Consider the following 17,566-nt stretch of genomic DNA (forward strand, 5'->3'; position numbering starts at 1 on the left):
AACGGAGGTGTGACCACATGTCTCGTATTGGTAAAAAGATTCTTGAAATCCCTGCAGGTGTTACTCTTACTGTAGCAGAAGATAATACTGTAACTGTAAAAGGACCTAAGGGTGAATTAACTCGTACTTTCAATGCTGATATGGTTATCAAAGTTGAAGAAAACATCTTAACAGTAGAGCGTCCATCTGAACAGAAGGAACACCGTGCACTTCACGGTACAACTCGTGCTTTACTAGGAAACATGGTTGAAGGTGTAACTACAGGTTTTGCACGCGGTCTTGAATTAGTCGGTGTCGGTTACCGTGCTCAAAAACAAGGCAACAAGCTTGTATTAAACGTAGGTTACTCTCACCCAGTTGAGATTACTCCAGAAGCAGGCATCGAAATTGAAGTTCCTGCTCCAACAAAAGTTATCGTTAAAGGTATCAGCAAAGAACGCGTTGGTGCTTTAGCTGCAAACATTCGTGCTGTACGTGCTCCAGAACCTTACAAAGGTAAAGGGATTCGTTACGAAGGCGAAGTTGTTCGTCGTAAAGAAGGTAAAACTGCTAAGTAAGCCCGTTAGGTGAAAGAAAGGAGTGACAAGAATGATCACTAAAGCTGATAAAAATGCGACTCGTAAGAAAAGACATGCACGTGTACGTGCAAAACTTACTGGTACTGCAGAGCGTCCACGCTTAAACGTGTTCCGTTCAAACCAACACATTTACGCTCAAGTTATTGATGATGTAAAAGGTGTAACGTTAGTAAGTGCATCTACTCTTGATAAGGACCTTGCTCTTAACGGTACAGGCAACATTGAAGCTGCTACGAAAGTTGGCGAATTAGTTGCTAAGCGTGCTGTAGAGAAGGGTGTTAAAGAAGTAGTATTTGATCGCGGTGGTTATTTATACCATGGCCGTGTTAAAGCTCTAGCTGAAGCTGCTCGTGAGGCTGGATTACAATTTTAATGGTCAAAGGAGGGAAAATTGATGCGTCGCATTGACCCAAGCAAATTAGAACTTGAAGAACGTGTAGTTACGATAAACCGTGTTGCGAAAGTTGTTAAGGGTGGTCGTCGTTTCCGCTTTGCTGCACTAGTTGTAGTTGGTGATAAGAACGGTCACGTTGGATTCGGTACTGGTAAAGCTCAAGAGGTACCAGATGCTATTCGCAAAGCTATCGAAGATGCTAAGAAAAACTTAATCGAAGTACCTTTAGTTGGTACATCAATTCCACACGAAATCATCGGACATTTCGGTGCTGGTGAAGTATTCCTAAAACCTGCTGCTGAAGGTACTGGGGTTATCGCTGGTGGACCAGTACGTGCGGTTCTTGAGTTAGCTGGTGTACAAGATATTCTTTCTAAATCTCTTGGTTCTAACACACCAATTAACATGATTCGCGCTACTGTGAACGGATTAAGCGAACTTAAGCGTGCTGAAGAAGTAGCAAAATTACGTGGTAAATCTGTAGAAGAGCTACTAGGTTAAGAAGGAGGGAAAACAAATGGCGAAAAAGTTAGAAATTACCCTCACTCGTAGTGTAATTGGTCGTCCACAAGATCAACGTGCGACTGTAGAAGCTTTAGGTCTTAAAAAGTTGAATGCAACTGTAGTTAAGGAAGAGACTCCTGCTATTCTTGGTATGATCAACAAAGTTTCTCACCTTGTAACTGTAAAAGAAGCTTAAGGATAACTCATTAATATAAGGAGGTGCCTGGGAATGAAACTTCATGAATTAAAACCTGCAGAAGGTTCTCGTAAAGTACGCAACCGTGTCGGTCGCGGTATCGGTTCTGGAAACGGTAAAACTGCTGGTAAAGGTCATAAAGGACAAAACGCTCGTTCTGGTGGCGGTGTTCGTCTTGGCTTTGAAGGTGGTCAAACTCCATTATTCCGTCGTTTACCAAAACGCGGCTTCACAAACATTAACCGTAAAGAGTTTGCTATCGTAAACTTAGCGGCATTAAATCGTTTTGAAGATGGTACAGAAGTAACACCTGAATTATTACTGGAAACTGGCGTTATCAGTAAATTAAACGACGGTGTTAAAGTTCTTGCAAGCGGAGCAGTTGAGAAAAAATTAACTGTTAAAGCGCACAAGTTCTCTTCAAGTGCTAAAGAAGCAATTGAAGCAGCTGGCGGAACAGTTGAGGTGATCTAATGTTTCGTACAATCTCCAACTTTATGCGCGTTGCTGAGATAAGACGTAAAATATTTTTCACTTTAGCGATGTTAATCGTTTTTAGAATTGGCACGTTTATCCCAGTGCCATTTACAAATGGAGACGTACTAAAAGCACAAGATCAGTTAAATGCATTAGGAATCCTAAATACATTTGGCGGTGGAGCTTTGAAAAATTTCTCCATCTTTGCGATGGGAATCATGCCGTATATCACAGCATCCATCATCGTGCAGTTATTGCAGATGGATGTTGTTCCTAAATTTGCGGAATGGTCAAAACAAGGCGAAATGGGTCGTCGTAAATTAACGCAATTCACGCGTTATTTTACAATTGTTCTTGCTTTTATTCAGGCGTTTGGTATGTCAATCGGTTTTAACGGTATGGTAGGTGGACAGTTAATTTTGAATCCAGGTTGGGGAACTTATTTATACATTGCAACGGTACTAACTGCTGGTACTGCATTTTTAATGTGGTTAGGTGAACAGATTACAGCTAAAGGTGTAGGTAATGGTATTTCCATCTTAATCTTTGCTGGTATTGCCGCGGCGATCCCAAATGTATTATCACAAGTTTACTTACAACAGTTTCAAAATGTCGGAGATCAACTGTTCATGAGTATCGTTAAAGTCGTATTGATTTTACTAGCTGTGTTAGCAGTGGTTGTGGGTGTTATTTACATCCAGCAAGCTGTTAGAAAGATCCCAATTCAATATGCGAAGCGTGTAACAGGAGGAAATGGTAGTTATGCTGGAGCACAAAACACACATTTACCACTTAAGGTAAATAGTGCGGGTGTTATTCCAGTAATTTTTGCTGTTTCGTTCTTGATTACGCCTCCAACTATTGCACAGTTCTTCCCAAAACACGATATATCGCAGTGGATTATCGCAAACTTTAACTATTCTCACCCTGTGGGAATGATTGTATATGTAGCGCTCATAGTGGCTTTCACATATTTCTATGCATTTGTTCAAGTTAATCCAGAGCAAATGTCAGAGAACCTAAACAAGCAAGGTGGATATGTTCCAGGTATTCGTCCGGGTAAGAATACAGAACAATATCTAACAAAAATCTTGTATCGTTTGACCTTTGTAGGATCTATTTTCCTAGCAGCGATTGCAATCCTTCCAGTTATCTTTACGAAACTGGGAAATCTTCCGCCGTCTGCACAGATTGGTGGAACGAGTATGTTGATCGTTGTCGGCGTTGCTTTAGAAACAATGAAGCAGCTAGAAAGCCAACTGGTAAAACGCCATTACAAAGGGTTTATCAAACAGTGAGTAAGTGATGGGAAGAGAATGTCTTCCCTACATGCTCATTATGAGGGGGAACAAAGATGAACTTAATTCTAATGGGGCTTCCTGGTGCTGGTAAAGGTACACAAGCCGAACAGATTGTTGCCAAGTATAACATCCCTCACATTTCAACAGGTGATATGTTCCGTGCAGCTATGAAGGCTGAAACTGAACTTGGTTTGCAAGCTAAATCTTTTATTGATAAAGGAGCGCTTGTTCCAGATGAGGTTACAATCGGAATCGTTCGTGAACGTTTGAGTCAAGAAGACTGCAAGAAAGGTTTCTTGCTAGATGGGTTCCCACGAACAGTTGCACAAGCATCTGCGCTTGAAGAAATTATGAAAGATCTTGGCAAAAAAATCGACTATGTTTTAAACATTAATGTGGATTCAGGATTGCTGTTAAAACGTCTTACAGGCCGTCGCATTTGTAAAGAGTGCGGTGCGACTTACCACTTAGAATTCAATCCGCCAGCAAAAGCTGACGTATGTGATAAATGTGGTGGCGAATTATATCAACGCTCTGATGACAATGAAGAGACTGTAGCAAATCGTTTAGAAGTAAACATTAAGCAAACAAAACCATTGCTTGATTTCTACGAGGAGCTGGGTTACTTACAAAGCATTAATGGTGAGCAAGATATCAATAAAGTATTTGCTGATATCGATGTTCTCATCGGAGGCTTAGCGTAATGATCATTTGCAAAACTCCTCGCGAGATAGAAATCATGCGAGAGGCTGGCAAGGTCGTTGCTTTAACTCATCAAGAGTTGAAAAAGCATATTGCTCCAGGAATTACAACGAAAGAGCTCGATCAAATAGCGGAAAAGACGATTCGAAAATATGGTGCTACGCCATCTTTTAAAGGATACAACGGATTTCCGGGAAGCATATGTGCTTCTGTAAATGAAGAGCTTGTACACGGGATTCCAGGAAAGCGCAAGCTCCAAGAAGGCGATATCATCAGTATCGATATTGGTGCGAAATACAATGGATATCATGGAGATTCTGCATGGACGTATCCAGTAGGAAACATTTCTGAATCTGTTCAAAAGCTACTTGATGTCACAGAAAAATCGTTGTATCTTGGTTTAGAACAAGTAAAACCAGGCGAAAGATTATCTAACGTCTCACATGCGATTCAAACGTATGTTGAAGAGAATGGGTTGTCGATCGTTCGGGAGTATGTTGGTCACGGAATCGGGCAAGACTTACATGAGGATCCGCAAATTCCGCACTATGGTCCACCAAATCAAGGCCCTAGATTAAAGCCGGGAATGGTCATCTGTATTGAACCGATGGTGAACCAAGGAAGACGATATGTAAAAACACTATCTGATGACTGGACAGTGGTAACGGTAGATGGTAAATGGTGTGCCCATTTTGAGCACACGATTGCTCTTACAGAAGCAGGATACGAAATCCTTACCACTTTATAAGTAGCTGGCTCTCCGGGATTTCAGAACAGTGTAAAATGTTACTGATTTGAAGAAGGGAGAACTATTGAATGGCGAAAGATGATGTAATTGAAGTCGAAGGTACCGTTCTTGAAACGTTGCCAAATGCTATGTTCAAAGTAGAATTAGAGAATGGGCATGTCGTATTGGCTCACGTTTCTGGTAAAATCCGTATGAACTTCATTCGTATTTTACCAGGAGACAAAGTTACGGTAGAATTATCTCCGTACGATTTAAATCGTGGTCGTATTACGTACCGCTTTAAATAATATAGCACTCCGTAATCTTTAAGGAGGTTCGAGACATGAAAGTAAGACCGTCAGTTAAACCAATCTGCGAAAAATGTAAAGTTATTCGTAGACGTGGAAAAGTAATGGTTATTTGTGAAAACCCTAAACATAAACAAAAACAAGGTTAATCTGAAGGAGGTGTATTCGGAATGGCACGTATCGCAGGTGTAGATATTCCTCGTGACAAACGCGTTGTTATTTCTTTAACTTACGTATTCGGCATTGGTCGTACTACTGCTGAAAAAATTCTTGCTGAAGCTGGTGTTTCTGAAGAAACACGAGTTCGTGACTTAACGGAAGATGAATTAGGACGTATCCGTGATATCATCGATCGTATCAAAGTTGAAGGTGATCTTCGTCGTGAAGTATCTCTTAACATTAAACGTCTAATGGAGATCGGTTCTTACCGTGGTCTTCGTCACCGTCGTGGTTTACCAGTTCGTGGTCAAAACTCTAAAAACAATGCTCGTACACGTAAAGGTCCACGTCGTACAGTAGCAAATAAAAAGAAATAATAAGTAAAGGAGGTTGAACTAACTATGGCACGTAAAACAAACACTCGTAAAAAACGTGTGAAAAAGAATATTGAGACTGGTGTAGCTCATATTCGTTCTACTTTCAATAACACAATCGTAACACTTACAGATACTCATGGTAACGCAATTTCTTGGTCTAGTGCTGGTGCACTTGGTTTCCGTGGATCTCGTAAATCTACTCCATTCGCTGCGCAAATGGCTGCTGAAACTGCTGCTAAAGCTGCAATGGAGCACGGTTTAAAATCTTTAGAGGTTACTGTAAAAGGTCCTGGTGCTGGTCGTGAAGCAGCAATTCGTGCTCTTCAAGCTGCAGGTCTAGAAGTAACAGCAATTAGAGATGTTACTCCAGTTCCTCATAATGGATGTCGTCCACCAAAACGTCGTCGTGTATAATTTTTCTGTATAGAATTTTCCCTTTTGTCTATAATGGATATGATGCCTTATCGAGAAATTTCGTACAGAAACATCGCTTGTTGTGCACAATCGGGAACTGCCTAAGGGGGACTTTCGGTTAAACAGAGGTTTTCCCTTTGTTTAACCGAGGTTTCGACGTTTTGAAGGAGGGTTTAGTTAATGATTGAAATTGAAAAACCGAAAATCGAAACGGTTGAACTTAACGAAGATGCTAAGTATGGTAAATTCGTAATTGAACCGCTTGAGCGTGGGTATGGTACTACTTTGGGTAACTCCTTACGTCGTATTCTTTTATCCTCACTCCCTGGTGCCGCTGTAACTGCTATCCAAATCGATGGCGTATTACACGAATTTTCAACAGTTGAGGGCGTAGTAGAGGACGTTACAACGATCATCTTAAACTTGAAAAAGTTAGCTCTTAAAATTTACTCTGACGAAGAGAAGACGTTGGAAATCGACGTACAGGGCGAAGGTATTGTCACAGCTGCTGATATTACTCACGATAGTGATGTTGAGATCTTAAATCCAGATTTATACATTGCGACGTTAGCAAAGGATGCGCATTTCCGCGTGCGTTTAACTGCAAAGCGTGGCCGTGGGTATACGCCAGCTGATGCAAATAAAAGCGAAGATCAACCAATAGGAGTTATTCCTATTGATTCTATTTATACTCCAGTGTCACGTGTAACTTACCAAGTGGAAAAGACACGTGTTGGACAAGTGGCAAATTATGATAAGCTTACGCTTGATGTATGGACGGATGGAAGCATCGGGCCAAAAGAAGCTATCTCTTTAGGAGCCAAAATCTTAACAGAGCATTTAAATATCTTTGTTGGTTTAACTGATGAAGCACAAAATGCTGAGATTATGGTTGAGAAGGAAGAAGATCAAAAAGAAAAAGTTCTTGAAATGACTATTGAAGAACTTGATCTTTCTGTTCGTTCTTATAATTGCTTAAAACGTGCAGGAATTAATACTGTACAAGAGCTTGCGAATAAAACAGAAGAAGATATGATGAAAGTTCGTAACTTAGGACGTAAATCCTTAGAAGAAGTTAAGCATAAACTTGAAGAATTAGGTTTAGGTTTACGTAAAGACGACTGAGGATTTAATTTCATCAACAAAGGAGGGAACTACGAATGGCATACAGAAAATTAGGCCGTACAAGTGCGCAACGTAAAGCTATGTTACGTGACTTAGCTACTGATTTAATTATCAATGAGCGCATTCAAACGACAGAGACTCGTGCAAAAGAACTTCGTTCTGTAGTGGAAAAAATGATCACTTTAGGTAAACGCGGAGATCTTCATGCTCGTCGTCAAGCAGCAGCTTTCATTCGTAATGAAGTTGCTAACGCTGAGACTGGTCAAGATGCACTTCAAAAACTTTTCGCTGATGTAGCTCCACGCTATGCTGAGCGTCAAGGCGGATACACTCGTATTGCAAAAATTGGTCCACGTCGTGGAGACGCAGCACCAATGGTAATTATCGAGTTAGTATAATGATAATTAAAAGGGCAGGACAGTTCTTTTCAAGTAACTGGTCGTGGCCCTTTTTTTTTAATAAATATAAGGATGAGGCTAACTCGAAAAAAGAAAGGGTGCCTTATATTGAAAAGAGAGAAACTTCGTGTGCAAAATGTATCATTTCAATATCCTGGGGCGACTGCTTATGCGTTAAAAGATGTATCCTTTTCTCTCAATGAGGGAGAATGGGTGTCTGTCATTGGACAAAATGGTTCAGGAAAATCTACTCTTGCAAAACTACTAAATGGCTTGTTTTTACCGGAATCAGGTACGATTACAGTAAATGGTACAATGGCTTTATCTGAGGAAACAGTATGGGACATTCGAAAGCAAATTGGTATGGTTTTTCAAAATCCAGACAATCAATTTGTAGGTACAACAGTGCAAGATGACGTTGTATTTGGGCTTGAGAATATTGGCATGCCTAGAGAACAGATGGTAGAACGAATGAAACAGGCATTGCATTTAGTTAGAATGGAAGAGTTCTTGCATGAGGAGCCGCATTCATTATCTGGTGGTCAAAAGCAACGTGTTGCAATAGCGGGAATTTTAGCTCTTCAGCCATCGATTTTAATATTGGATGAGGCAACATCAATGTTGGACCCAAAAGGACGCGTTGAAGTTGTTGAGACTGTGAGACAGCTTGTGGATGAAAAGGGAATTACAGTTTTATCTATTACACATGATTTAGAAGAAGCTGCACAGTCGGATCGTATTATTGTTTTAAACAAGGGAGAAATATTAGAGGAAGGGACACCACAAAAAATTTTTAAATCGTCTCATATGCTCAAGGAAATTGGTTTAGATGTACCTTTTTCAGTAAAAATAGCAGAATTATTAAAAAGAAGTGAAATTCCACTGCAAAACACGCATCTTACAATGGAAAGTTTGGTGAACGAACTTTGGAGATTACATTCCAAAAGGTAGAACATCGTTATCAATATAAGACTCCCTTTGAAAGACGCGCGCTTTATGATGTAGACGTGTCATTTCCAAGTGGGGGATACTATGCGATTATCGGTCATACTGGTTCTGGTAAATCAACGATGATTCAACATTTAAATGGCTTGTTGCAGCCAACACATGGTACAGTTCGAATTGGGGAACATATGATTTCATCTCAAAAAAAAGCTAAAAAACTCAAGCCGCTACGCAAAAAAGTAGGGGTTGTCTTTCAGTTTCCAGAACATCAGTTATTTGAGGAAACAGTTGAGAAGGATATTTGTTTTGGTCCTTCAAATTTTGGCGTATCGGAAGCAGAAGCAAAGAAAAAGGCAAAATATGCGATCGAACTTGTTGGACTGGATCCAGAATTATTAGCACGTTCTCCATTTGAATTAAGCGGTGGACAAATGAGACGCGTTGCAATAGCAGGTGTACTTGCGATGGAACCAGAAGTACTTGTATTAGACGAACCCACAGCAGGACTTGATCCGAAAGGGCAGCATGAGCTTATGGAGATGTTTTATACACTTCATAAGGAGAAGGGACTGACAGTCATTCTTGTTACTCATAATATGGAGGATGCTGCAAAATACGCAGATCAAATCGTGGTTATGCATAAAGGAACGGTCTTTTTGCAAGGAAGAGCGGAGGAAGTATTTTCACATGCAAATGAATTAGAGCAAATCGGTGTGGATCTTCCAATGTCTTTAAAGTATAAACGTGCAATTGAAGAGAAGTTTGGTATTTCGATTCCAAAGGCTACCTTATCTTTAGAGGATCTTACTCATGAAGTTGTACAGGTATTACGAAAAGGTGGTCATGAATCATGCAGCAGTTGATTATTGGGAGATATATTCCAGGCAAGTCACTCATTCATCAACTTGATCCGCGTACGAAGCTATTAATTGTTTTTCTGTATGTATTTGTTGTCTTTTTAGCAAATAATGCGATTTCATATGGATTTTTATTCTTGTATGCACTCATTGCTTTATTTTTTGCAAAAGTGCCGATTCGTTATGTACTTTCGGGCTTAAAACCAATTTTATGGATTTTTCTTTTCGCATTTTTCTTGCATATTTTTACAAATAAAGAAGGAGATGTACTACTTCAGCTTGGTTGGTTTTCAATATATGAAAAAGGTTTAGAGCAAGGGATATATATTTCAATACGCTTTGTTGTCATTATTTTAATGACAACTTTACTAACGTTAACGACTACACCTATTGAGATTACAGATGGGATGGAAACATTATTAAAGCCATTGAAGCGTCTTAAAGTTCCTGTTCATGAAATTGCATTAATGATGTCTATTTCTCTCCGATTTATTCCAACATTGATGGATGAGACGAGTAAAATTATGAAAGCACAAGCATCCCGTGGTATTGACTTTGCTGGTGGTCCGATAAAAGATCGGTTAAAAGCAATTATTTCTTTACTTGTTCCGCTTTTTATTAGTGCCTTTAAGCGTGCTGAAGATTTAGCTATCGCAATGGAAGCTCGTGGGTATCAAAGTGGTGAGGGACGTACGAAATTTAGGCAACTACGCTGGAAAACAAGTGATACTGTAACATTAATAAGCTTATTTTGCTTGGCGTGTATTCTAGTATGGGTAAGATCATAATGGAGAGTAGAAAGATGGAAAGAATAAAGTGTACAGTTGCATATGATGGGATTAACTTTTGTGGATATCAAATTCAACCGCAGCATCGTACTGTGCAACAAGAAATTGAAAAAGCTTTGCAAAAGTTGCACAAAGGAGAACTTGTTCGTGTACAGGCGTCAGGAAGAACAGACTCTACTGTTCATGCAAAAGGACAAGTAATTCATTTTGATACACCATTGTCTCTTGAAGAATGGCAGTGGGGGAACGCTTTAAATACATTATTGCCAGACGATATTGTAATTGTGCAAGTAGAGAAGAAAACGGAAGAGTTCCATGCGCGTTATGGCGTTGTAAAAAAGGAATATCGTTACCGTGTATTATTATCTAAAACGGCGGATGTATTCCGTAGAAATTATGTATATCAGTATCCATATCCAATTGATATTCAATTGATAAGAAAAGCTATCCCTTATTTTATCGGGACACATGATTTCACATCATTTTGTTCGGCGAAGACTGATAAAAAAGATAAAGTGCGAACAATTTATGAGATAGATTTATTCGAACAAGGTGATGAATTGGTTTTTCGCTTTGTTGGTAATGGTTTTTTATATAATATGGTTAGAATCATTGTCGGGACGCTACTTAGCGTAGGGCAAGGAAAGGTTGATCCAGATAGTATTCCAGAGATTTTAGCTAAGCAAGATCGACGCTTTGCGGGAAAGATGGTACCAGGTCATGGTCTTTATTTATGGCAGGTAAACTATAACAACTAATCCTGGTGTAACATTTGCTTGACATTAGATTCTCAAAACGATATCATAACATATGGTATTGTTTCTAAAACCACGATTAGCCCCGGAAGGAAGTCGTGTTTAAGATAAACAATAGATTTTTTCTATGAAAAGATAATCGAGTAGGAGGGAAACAAATGCGTACAACTTTTATGGCAAAAGCTAACGAAGTTGAGCGTAAATGGTATGTGGTTGACGCTGAAGGTCAAACTTTAGGTCGCCTTGCTAGTGAAGTAGCATCCATTTTACGTGGTAAACACAAACCAACATTTACACCACACGTTGACACTGGTGATCATGTAATTATTATTAACGCTGAGAAAGTTCACTTAACAGGTAATAAATTAAACGATAAAATTTACTACCGTCACACTCAACATCCAGGTGGACTTAAGCAAAGAACAGCTCTAGAAATGCGTACAAACTATCCTGTACAAATGTTAGAGCTTGCAATTAAAGGCATGCTTCCAAAAGGACGCCTAGGACGTCAAATGTCTAAGAAATTAAACGTGTATGCTGGAGCTGAGCATCCACATCAAGCACAAAAACCAGAAGTTTACGAACTTCGCGGATAATTAATTAAAGGAGGGCTTACTTTGGCACAGGTTCAATACTATGGTACTGGACGTCGTAAGAGTTCAGTAGCACGCGTACGCCTAGTTCCAGGCGAAGGACGCGTTATCATTAACGGTCGTGATTTTGAAAACTACATTCCATTTGCTGCATTACGTGAAGTAGTAAAACAACCTTTAGTTGCAACAGAAACTTTAGGTAACTACGATGTACTTGTAAACGTAAATGGTGGTGGATACACTGGTCAAGCTGGTGCAATCCGTCACGGTATCGCTCGCGCTTTACTAAAAGCTGATCCAGAATATCGTTTAACATTAAAACGTGCAGGTCTATTAACTCGTGACGCACGTATGAAAGAGCGTAAAAAATACGGTCTTAAAGGCGCACGTCGTGCACCTCAGTTCTCAAAACGTTAATTTTTGCGAACTTCAAACCCCAACCATTTGGTTGGGGTTTTTTATTTTATCTTGATGAATTTCATCGTTCTTTTTTGTGCTTGGAATATTTTAGTGTAACCTTCCTGCGTATGCTTCTTCTGTAGAAGTTTAGACTAATACGTAATTAGGGAGGTTTAGAAGTACTATGAATGTCATTGTTGGTTTGCAAGAAAGACAAAAAGAAAAACAATTAAGGTATGAACGTAAGATGTTAAGAGAACTTTCACTAAAATCGTTGCGTTCCAATATTCATGATGCTTTTCATAGACAGGAGTTTCATCGGCAATATGAGGATTATTGTATTGAATTAGGAATTGAGTCGTATTTGCTAGGTGCAAGGTATAGTAAATTTGGTTATTATGGTGAATCTTTTTTTGATGTGAAAGATAGATCTTTAGAAGAAGAACAGCAGTTAACAGAAATGTTATTTCTTTTTTTAATGAATATGACGATGCGAGAAGAAGTAGAAGATAAGAATTTGCTTTATAAATCTTGTGAGCAATTTATTAGTGCCTGGTGGCGAGAAGGCTACGAGAAAGGTGAAAGAAGATATCGTTTAAAGTTGTATTAAGAGAAGCATAAACTTTCCTCTTGTCCCATATAAGTAATTAGAGGGACTAGCTGGAGGAGGAAAGGTATGAAGAGAATTCGAATAATCTCTTTAGTGCTAGCTGCGATTATATTGTTTTTCTTGATAAAACAGGAATTGCAAATTACAAAGTCGTGGCGGGCCTGGAATTTACCCCTATCAGGAAAGGTAATTGTGCTTGATGCTGGACATGGTGGGCCAGATGGGGGAGCGGTTGGTGGGAAAGATATTGTAGAAAAAAATATTACACTTGAAATTACAAAAATGCTGCAAGACTACTTACAGGAACAAGGGGCTTTGGTGATTTTAACGAGAGAAGGAGACTATGATTTAGCCGATAAAGATACAAAATCGTATAGTAGGCGTAAGGCAGAAGATTTAAAAAAACGTGTAGCAATGATTAATAAGCCAGATGTGGATTTTTTTGTGAGTATTCATTTGAACGCTTTGCCTAGTAATAGCTCAAAGGGAGCGCAAACATTTTATCACCGCTCTTTGCTTGAAAATGAACGAGCGGCAAAGTTTATACAAGCTGAACTGCGAACGAGCTTAGAGAATACGAACCGTTCCGCTAAAACAATTTCGCATGTTTATTTACTTAAGTATGCTAAGACTCCAGGTACATTGGTTGAGGCTGGTTTCTTATCAAATGTAAATGAAAGGTATATGTTAAATTCGGAAAAATATCAGCAAAAAGTAGCAGCTGCTATTTATCGCGGGATTTTGCGCTATTTCACAGAAAAAGGAAACCCTCCTGAATGAGGAGGGTTTTTGCGTTTCTCTCATTAACGAAGTTTTCGGAAAATATGTTATACTGAAAATGTAAACGCATTTATTTGAAGGAAAAGAGGATAAACCCAATTTATTTCACATCATACGGGGGGCTAGGCGAATTATGGTAACAAAAGAGCAAGTAGTGAAGGTGCTTGAAGGGATTACTGATCCATTTCTACATAAAACATTAAAAGAAACGAACGCAATTCAAGAAGTAACTGTTAAATCTGAGAAGGGTCATGTAAGTATAAAAATTGCGATTGTAAAAACGGGAACGGCTGAACAAATGCAGCTACAAGCAGCGATTGTTAAACTGATTAAAGAACTTGGAGCTGCAACAGTTGGCTTGCGTTTTGCTGAATTTACTGAGGAAGAGTTAGCGCAGTTTGCTCCACCGGAAGATCAAGAGAATGAATCATTACTTTCACCACATTCCAAAACAACATTTATAGCTGTTGCGAGTGGAAAAGGTGGCGTAGGAAAATCAACGGTTTCTGTTAACCTCGCGATTGCATTAGCGCGTCTAGGGAAAAAAGTAGGGATTATTGATGCTGATATTTATGGTTTTAGTGTACCGGATATGATGGGGATCGAGAAACGCCCTGTTGTAAGAGGAGATAAAATTATTCCTGTAGAAAGATTAGGAGTGAAAGTAATTTCTATGGGATTCTTTGTGGAAGATAATGCACCTGTCATTTGGCGTGGGCCAATGCTCGGCAAAATGTTAAATCACTTTTTCACAGAAGTGGAATGGGGAGATTTGGATTACTTAGTATTAGATTTACCACCAGGAACTGGAGATGTAGCTTTAGATGTACACACAATGCTACCATCTTGTAAAGAAATTATTGTAACAACACCTCATCCGACCGCTGCATTTGTAGCAGCTCGCGCAGGTGCAATGGCACTCCGGACAGAACATAGTATTCTTGGTGTTATTGAAAATATGGCATACTTTGAAAGTAAAGTAACTGGGGAAAAAGAATATGTATTTGGAAAAGGTGGAGGAGATAAATTAGCCGCTGAATTACAAACAGAAGTGCTAGGGCGAATTCCGCTTCAACAACCGGATTGGAACAAAGAAGATTTTGCGCCATCAGTATATGAAGACACGCATAAAACAGGAATCATTTATCGAACAATAGCTGAACAAGTAATTGAAAAGACTTCAGTAAAACAAAGCTAATAAAAGTAGGATAAAAAATCCCCCCCGTTATTGTAGATTGCGGGGGGATTTTTAGTCATTTAAATAAGAAGTGAAATATAGGTTTATCCCGCTATTTTAGGGCAGCCCGATTGGTGAGGGTTCATAATCAGCGGAGGATGAAGAGAATTCCCACTGATTGAAGTTTCACTTTATTATTTTTGTTCTTTGCCCTCCTCTTCTTCCTCGCCACTTTCTTTTTTCTTAGCTCCATTTTCTGTTTCAGCTTTTTTAACTCCTTTGCTAATGATATCAATCATTTTAGCTTGGAAGAGTGGACTTTCTGCTGTTTCATTCAATACTTGTTGTAAATATTGACGATATTCTTTGCTCTTCATTGTTTGTTGCATCATTTTTTCTACTTCAGGATTTTTCATAATCTCTATAATTCCTGCTTGATATTCAGGGTCTTTTAACAAAGTTTTCATTAAGTTTGTTTGTTCTTTCCCCATGCTTTTCGCAAACTTAGCTGAAAACTCAGGGTCCTTAAATAACTTTTCCCAAAATTGTTGCCCTTTATCGGATACCATTGCATCTTCAATTGTCTTTTTTACTACTGTTTCGTCTAATATGAGTGCCTGTTTCATTTTTTCATCGGTTAATACATCTTGAATGGCTTTCTTTCCCTGATCTGTTTTTAAAATATCAACAATCATTTTTTTTGTTTGATCATAATCCAGTTCTGTTTTTGCTTCTTCTCCCTGTGCACATGCTACAAGGGAAAGAGACAGGAACAAAGAAATTAAAATGAGCAGCATCCGTTTCATAACTAGGAGCTCCTTTCAACGCAGTTCTCCTTTTTAATATAAATATCTTTAAGGAATTTATACATGATCATGGGTAGCTTTTTGAAATTGTGATTGATACAATTTAAATAGAAATATACGAATAATGGGGGATGTGTTGTGAATAGCCGAAAGTGGGTACGATTGTTTTTTACGACGTTGCTTCTTGGTGGAATTAGCACAATCTTTATTGGTTTTATTCTAGAATGGGACAAGTACGCTAAATTTTTTCAAGATTTTGACGGAAAGGAGATTTTGGCAGTTGCTTTCTGGTTAATCGGGGTAGGCTTTATCTTTAGTGTAATAAGCCAAATGGGATTCTTTGCTTATTTAACTGTGCATCGTTTCGGATTAGGAATGTTTCGATCTTCTTCTCTCTGGAATGCGGTTCAAATTTTTTTCATTGCGTTTGTTCTATTTGATTTTGTTTATTTAAGGTCTGTGCTGATTGCAAATGGAGAAGTTTCATTAGGGAATAATATCCTTGTAGCTGGAATGCTATTTTTGTTCGGGCTTTTCGTAGCGTATATAAAGAGTAAAGAGACAAATAAAAAAGCGTTTATCCCAGCGCTATTCTTTATGGTTGTGGTAACAATTCTCGAGTGGGTACCAGCGCTACGGATTAATGATACGGATTGGCTATATTTAATGGTTATCCCGTTGTTATTATGTAATGCATATCAATTGCTCATACTGCATCGTTTAATAGGACAAGAGAGCAAGGCAGCTAGTTGAGAAGAAAAGGATACATCCTCAAAGGGATTGTATCCTTTTTAATTTGGAGAAATAGAGCTTTAGTGGATAGTAGAATTTACATTTTTACTTTTGGCGTTTGTATTAGAAATTAATTGGGAAATCGATATTGGTTCATAACCATCACTTTTTAACTTTTGTAGAAGAAGTGGTAATGCTTTATTTGTTTGAAGAGCAGAGTCAGAAGCGTGCAGTAAAATGATATCACCGCCGCGCAAATGATTGGAAACAGATGATACAATTTGATCTACACCAGGGTTTTTCCAATCATTAGGATTGTTACTCCAATGAACAATAGTGTAACCAAGAGAGTCTGCAACTTTCAAAGTTGTTTTGTTAAAATCCCCACTAGGAGGCCGTAAGAGTGTTAGTTGCTTTACACCAAGTTTTTCGAATACATCGTGTGCCCGTAAGAGATCTTTCCTTACTTCATTTGCCTCTAATGATGTGTAGGGAGTGTAGCTATATCCCATACTACCGATTTCATGGCCATCTTTAAGAATTCGTTCCACAATATCAGGATGTCTTTCAGCCCATGCTGCGGAGAGAAAGAATGTTGCATTTTTAATATCGCGTTCTTTTAAAGTGTCCAGGATTGGCATTGCTTTTTTATCGCCCCAACTAATATCAAATGTTAACGCAACTTGTTTTTTAGCTGTATCTCCTTTGTAAATAACCTTTGGCCCAGTAGCAGTGGAAAAAGCAGATTCATGCGAATACGTTTTTAGAAAAAGCATCCATGCTGTAAATAAGGAAAGTACAATGATAAAACTAATGTGCTTAAATTTGCGTTTACTTGTGATAAAAAAGAAAAACATAATACTCCGCCCCTTTGTCCAATCCTTTTCAGTTACATATATGCAATCAGAATGAAAAAGAGAACGAATGAATGAATATCGTAAGTGATGGATATAATAGGGAATACTATTTAGTATGTTACAAGAAGTATTTATGATGGAAGATTATTTGGGGTGATCGTTTGATTGGGCTTATGATAACGCAGGAAGAGCAAAAAGAAATGGAGTACATATTAAAAAGAGAGATGGACGAACTCCTATTTGATTTTGAAGATGAACGTATACATTATGTAGTGAAAAAAACAATGGAAGAGCGATATAAGATTCTTTTTTGTTTATTTCGTAGAATAGCAAATAAAGAAGAATGTCTTCCTTATGTGAGAAAAAGAATTTTTTATTAAAAAGTGTTGACTAAAATATTAAACATATGATAAATTGATAAACGTCGCTGATGCAGGATATGCAGGAAGCGAAAAATAAATAAAAAACTTAGTTGACATTGAAATGAAGAGATGTTAATATGAGGAAGTCGCTAATTGAAGCGACAAACGAGTTCTTTGAAAACTGAACGAAACAAACAACGTGAAACGTCAATTTTTATTTATGATGCTAGACAAACTTTATTGGA

27 protein-coding genes are annotated in these 17,566 nt (G+C 38.5%); 25 read left to right on the plus strand and 2 right to left on the minus strand.

The window, feature by feature from the left end; genetic code table 11:
* Nucleotides 1-17 precede the first annotated feature (17 nt).
* The 23 genes from rplF (at nt 18) to MR056_RS17990 (ending at nt 14,585) form a co-directional block, all read left to right on the plus strand.
* Nucleotides 18-557 carry a 50S ribosomal protein L6 gene (gene rplF, locus MR056_RS17880; RefSeq protein WP_011983258.1) on the plus strand — a complete coding sequence of 180 codons (540 nt, stop codon included), beginning with the start codon at nt 18-20 and terminating at the stop codon, nt 555-557.
* A 31-nt stretch (nt 558-588) separates the two neighbouring features.
* Nucleotides 589-951, plus strand: a complete 363-nt coding sequence (gene rplR, locus MR056_RS17885) for a 50S ribosomal protein L18 (RefSeq protein ID WP_011983259.1) — start codon at nt 589-591, stop codon at nt 949-951.
* 21 nt (nt 952-972) lie between these two features.
* Nucleotides 973-1,473 carry a 30S ribosomal protein S5 gene (gene rpsE, locus MR056_RS17890; protein ID WP_011983260.1) on the plus strand — a complete coding sequence of 167 codons (501 nt, stop codon included), beginning with the start codon at nt 973-975 and terminating at the stop codon, nt 1,471-1,473.
* 16 nt (nt 1,474-1,489) lie between these two features.
* Nucleotides 1,490-1,672, plus strand: a complete 183-nt coding sequence (gene rpmD / locus MR056_RS17895) for a 50S ribosomal protein L30 (RefSeq protein ID WP_011983261.1) — start codon at nt 1,490-1,492, stop codon at nt 1,670-1,672.
* A gap of 33 nt (nt 1,673-1,705) precedes the next feature.
* Nucleotides 1,706-2,146, plus strand: coding sequence for a 50S ribosomal protein L15 (gene rplO, locus MR056_RS17900; RefSeq protein WP_011983262.1), 441 nt, complete (start codon nt 1,706-1,708; stop codon nt 2,144-2,146).
* Complete coding sequence (secY, locus tag MR056_RS17905) at nt 2,146-3,447, plus strand: preprotein translocase subunit SecY (protein ID WP_011983263.1); 1,302 nt, start codon at nt 2,146-2,148, stop codon at nt 3,445-3,447. Before rplO ends, secY begins: the two co-directional genes overlap by 1 nt.
* Before the next feature lie 56 nt (nt 3,448-3,503).
* Nucleotides 3,504-4,154, plus strand: a complete 651-nt coding sequence (locus MR056_RS17910; protein WP_011983264.1) for an adenylate kinase — start codon at nt 3,504-3,506, stop codon at nt 4,152-4,154.
* On the plus strand, nt 4,154-4,900 hold the full coding sequence (map, locus tag MR056_RS17915; protein ID WP_011983265.1) for a type I methionyl aminopeptidase: 747 nt from the start codon (nt 4,154-4,156) through the stop codon (nt 4,898-4,900). Before MR056_RS17910 ends, map begins: the two co-directional genes overlap by 1 nt.
* A 68-nt stretch (nt 4,901-4,968) precedes the next feature.
* Nucleotides 4,969-5,187, plus strand: coding sequence for a translation initiation factor IF-1 (gene infA, locus MR056_RS17920; protein WP_001029884.1), 219 nt, complete (start codon nt 4,969-4,971; stop codon nt 5,185-5,187).
* Nucleotides 5,188-5,222: 35 nt separating this feature from the next.
* Nucleotides 5,223-5,336 carry a 50S ribosomal protein L36 gene (gene rpmJ / locus MR056_RS17925; protein WP_000868344.1) on the plus strand — a complete coding sequence of 38 codons (114 nt, stop codon included), beginning with the start codon at nt 5,223-5,225 and terminating at the stop codon, nt 5,334-5,336.
* Nucleotides 5,337-5,357: 21 nt separating this feature from the next.
* On the plus strand, nt 5,358-5,723 hold the full coding sequence (rpsM, locus tag MR056_RS17930; protein ID WP_000090789.1) for a 30S ribosomal protein S13: 366 nt from the start codon (nt 5,358-5,360) through the stop codon (nt 5,721-5,723).
* Nucleotides 5,724-5,747: 24 nt separating this feature from the next.
* Entirely contained in the window at nt 5,748-6,137 is a 390-nt protein-coding gene (gene rpsK / locus MR056_RS17935) for a 30S ribosomal protein S11 (RefSeq protein WP_011983266.1), read from the plus strand.
* A 180-nt stretch (nt 6,138-6,317) separates the two neighbouring features.
* On the plus strand, nt 6,318-7,262 hold the full coding sequence (locus MR056_RS17940; RefSeq protein WP_011983267.1) for a DNA-directed RNA polymerase subunit alpha: 945 nt from the start codon (nt 6,318-6,320) through the stop codon (nt 7,260-7,262).
* Nucleotides 7,263-7,297: 35 nt separating this feature from the next.
* On the plus strand, nt 7,298-7,660 hold the full coding sequence (rplQ, locus tag MR056_RS17945) for a 50S ribosomal protein L17 (RefSeq protein ID WP_000331490.1): 363 nt from the start codon (nt 7,298-7,300) through the stop codon (nt 7,658-7,660).
* A 108-nt stretch (nt 7,661-7,768) separates the two neighbouring features.
* Nucleotides 7,769-8,611, plus strand: coding sequence for an energy-coupling factor ABC transporter ATP-binding protein (locus MR056_RS17950; RefSeq protein WP_011983268.1), 843 nt, complete (start codon nt 7,769-7,771; stop codon nt 8,609-8,611).
* Nucleotides 8,587-9,468, plus strand: coding sequence for an energy-coupling factor ABC transporter ATP-binding protein (locus MR056_RS17955; RefSeq protein WP_011983269.1), 882 nt, complete (start codon nt 8,587-8,589; stop codon nt 9,466-9,468). Before MR056_RS17950 ends, MR056_RS17955 begins: the two co-directional genes overlap by 25 nt.
* Nucleotides 9,456-10,250: an energy-coupling factor transporter transmembrane component T family protein gene (locus MR056_RS17960; RefSeq protein ID WP_011983270.1), complete on the plus strand. Its 795-nt coding sequence runs from the start codon at nt 9,456-9,458 to the stop codon at nt 10,248-10,250. The genes MR056_RS17955 and MR056_RS17960 overlap by 13 nt, the downstream gene beginning before the upstream one ends.
* A 14-nt stretch (nt 10,251-10,264) precedes the next feature.
* Nucleotides 10,265-11,008, plus strand: coding sequence for a tRNA pseudouridine(38-40) synthase TruA (gene truA / locus MR056_RS17965; RefSeq protein WP_011983271.1), 744 nt, complete (start codon nt 10,265-10,267; stop codon nt 11,006-11,008).
* 155 nt (nt 11,009-11,163) lie between these two features.
* On the plus strand, nt 11,164-11,601 hold the full coding sequence (rplM, locus tag MR056_RS17970; protein WP_011983272.1) for a 50S ribosomal protein L13: 438 nt from the start codon (nt 11,164-11,166) through the stop codon (nt 11,599-11,601).
* A 21-nt stretch (nt 11,602-11,622) separates the two neighbouring features.
* Nucleotides 11,623-12,015, plus strand: a complete 393-nt coding sequence (rpsI, locus tag MR056_RS17975) for a 30S ribosomal protein S9 (protein ID WP_011983273.1) — start codon at nt 11,623-11,625, stop codon at nt 12,013-12,015.
* 166 nt (nt 12,016-12,181) lie between these two features.
* Nucleotides 12,182-12,607 (plus strand): DUF2521 family protein, encoded by a 426-nt coding sequence (locus tag MR056_RS17980; RefSeq protein ID WP_011983274.1) that lies wholly within the window; start codon nt 12,182-12,184, stop codon nt 12,605-12,607.
* 66 nt (nt 12,608-12,673) lie between these two features.
* A complete protein-coding gene (gene cwlD, locus MR056_RS17985) occupies nt 12,674-13,387 on the plus strand; it encodes an N-acetylmuramoyl-L-alanine amidase CwlD (RefSeq protein WP_011983275.1) in 714 nt (237 codons plus the stop codon).
* A 133-nt stretch (nt 13,388-13,520) separates the two neighbouring features.
* Nucleotides 13,521-14,585 (plus strand): Mrp/NBP35 family ATP-binding protein, encoded by a 1,065-nt coding sequence (locus MR056_RS17990; protein WP_011983276.1) that lies wholly within the window; start codon nt 13,521-13,523, stop codon nt 14,583-14,585.
* A gap of 173 nt (nt 14,586-14,758) precedes the next feature.
* On the opposite strand, the gene gerD is transcribed toward MR056_RS17990, so the two are convergent.
* Nucleotides 14,759-15,370 (minus strand): spore germination lipoprotein GerD, encoded by a 612-nt coding sequence (gene gerD / locus MR056_RS17995; RefSeq protein ID WP_011983277.1) that lies wholly within the window; start codon nt 15,368-15,370, stop codon nt 14,759-14,761.
* Nucleotides 15,371-15,508: 138 nt separating this feature from the next.
* Between gerD and MR056_RS18000 the strand changes: the two genes are divergently transcribed.
* A complete protein-coding gene (locus MR056_RS18000; protein ID WP_242136598.1) occupies nt 15,509-16,123 on the plus strand; it encodes a KinB-signaling pathway activation protein in 615 nt (204 codons plus the stop codon).
* 59 nt (nt 16,124-16,182) lie between these two features.
* Here MR056_RS18000 and pdaB read toward each other — a convergent pair whose 3' ends face one another.
* Nucleotides 16,183-16,959, minus strand: a complete 777-nt coding sequence (pdaB, locus tag MR056_RS18005; RefSeq protein WP_011983279.1) for a polysaccharide deacetylase family sporulation protein PdaB — start codon at nt 16,957-16,959, stop codon at nt 16,183-16,185.
* 161 nt (nt 16,960-17,120) lie between these two features.
* Here pdaB and MR056_RS18010 point away from each other — a divergent pair, with 161 nt between their 5' ends.
* The gene (locus MR056_RS18010) at nt 17,121-17,339 is read left to right on the plus strand and encodes a hypothetical protein (protein WP_011983280.1); all 219 of its coding nucleotides are present in this window, start codon (nt 17,121-17,123) and stop codon (nt 17,337-17,339) included.
* Nucleotides 17,340-17,566 lie beyond the last annotated feature (227 nt).

It is taken from the genome of Bacillus cereus group sp. BfR-BA-01360, assembly GCF_022663595.1.
GTDB lineage: Bacteria > Bacillota > Bacilli > Bacillales > Bacillaceae_G > Bacillus_A > Bacillus_A cytotoxicus.

What these genes read in the sequence shown, in the direction of transcription:
- rplF (WP_011983258.1), top strand. Translation starts at nt 18, where the DNA reads ATGTCTCGTATTGGTAAAAAGATTCTTGAAATCCCTGCAGGTGTTACT.
- rplR (WP_011983259.1), top strand. Translation starts at nt 589, where the DNA reads ATGATCACTAAAGCTGATAAAAATGCGACTCGTAAGAAAAGACATGCA.
- rpsE (WP_011983260.1), top strand. Translation starts at nt 973, where the DNA reads ATGCGTCGCATTGACCCAAGCAAATTAGAACTTGAAGAACGTGTAGTT.
- rpmD (WP_011983261.1), top strand. Translation starts at nt 1,490, where the DNA reads ATGGCGAAAAAGTTAGAAATTACCCTCACTCGTAGTGTAATTGGTCGT.
- rplO (WP_011983262.1), top strand. Translation starts at nt 1,706, where the DNA reads ATGAAACTTCATGAATTAAAACCTGCAGAAGGTTCTCGTAAAGTACGC.
- secY (WP_011983263.1), top strand. Translation starts at nt 2,146, where the DNA reads ATGTTTCGTACAATCTCCAACTTTATGCGCGTTGCTGAGATAAGACGT.
- MR056_RS17910 (WP_011983264.1), top strand. Translation starts at nt 3,504, where the DNA reads ATGAACTTAATTCTAATGGGGCTTCCTGGTGCTGGTAAAGGTACACAA.
- map (WP_011983265.1), top strand. Translation starts at nt 4,154, where the DNA reads ATGATCATTTGCAAAACTCCTCGCGAGATAGAAATCATGCGAGAGGCT.
- infA (WP_001029884.1), top strand. Translation starts at nt 4,969, where the DNA reads ATGGCGAAAGATGATGTAATTGAAGTCGAAGGTACCGTTCTTGAAACG.
- rpmJ (WP_000868344.1), top strand. Translation starts at nt 5,223, where the DNA reads ATGAAAGTAAGACCGTCAGTTAAACCAATCTGCGAAAAATGTAAAGTT.
- rpsM (WP_000090789.1), top strand. Translation starts at nt 5,358, where the DNA reads ATGGCACGTATCGCAGGTGTAGATATTCCTCGTGACAAACGCGTTGTT.
- rpsK (WP_011983266.1), top strand. Translation starts at nt 5,748, where the DNA reads ATGGCACGTAAAACAAACACTCGTAAAAAACGTGTGAAAAAGAATATT.
- MR056_RS17940 (WP_011983267.1), top strand. Translation starts at nt 6,318, where the DNA reads ATGATTGAAATTGAAAAACCGAAAATCGAAACGGTTGAACTTAACGAA.
- rplQ (WP_000331490.1), top strand. Translation starts at nt 7,298, where the DNA reads ATGGCATACAGAAAATTAGGCCGTACAAGTGCGCAACGTAAAGCTATG.
- MR056_RS17960 (WP_011983270.1), top strand. Translation starts at nt 9,456, where the DNA reads ATGCAGCAGTTGATTATTGGGAGATATATTCCAGGCAAGTCACTCATT.
- truA (WP_011983271.1), top strand. Translation starts at nt 10,265, where the DNA reads ATGGAAAGAATAAAGTGTACAGTTGCATATGATGGGATTAACTTTTGT.
- rplM (WP_011983272.1), top strand. Translation starts at nt 11,164, where the DNA reads ATGCGTACAACTTTTATGGCAAAAGCTAACGAAGTTGAGCGTAAATGG.
- MR056_RS17980 (WP_011983274.1), top strand. Translation starts at nt 12,182, where the DNA reads ATGAATGTCATTGTTGGTTTGCAAGAAAGACAAAAAGAAAAACAATTA.
- cwlD (WP_011983275.1), top strand. Translation starts at nt 12,674, where the DNA reads ATGAAGAGAATTCGAATAATCTCTTTAGTGCTAGCTGCGATTATATTG.
- MR056_RS17990 (WP_011983276.1), top strand. Translation starts at nt 13,521, where the DNA reads ATGGTAACAAAAGAGCAAGTAGTGAAGGTGCTTGAAGGGATTACTGAT.
- gerD (WP_011983277.1), bottom strand. Translation starts at nt 15,370, where the DNA reads ATGAAACGGATGCTGCTCATTTTAATTTCTTTGTTCCTGTCTCTTTCC.
- pdaB (WP_011983279.1), bottom strand. Translation starts at nt 16,959, where the DNA reads ATGTTTTTCTTTTTTATCACAAGTAAACGCAAATTTAAGCACATTAGT.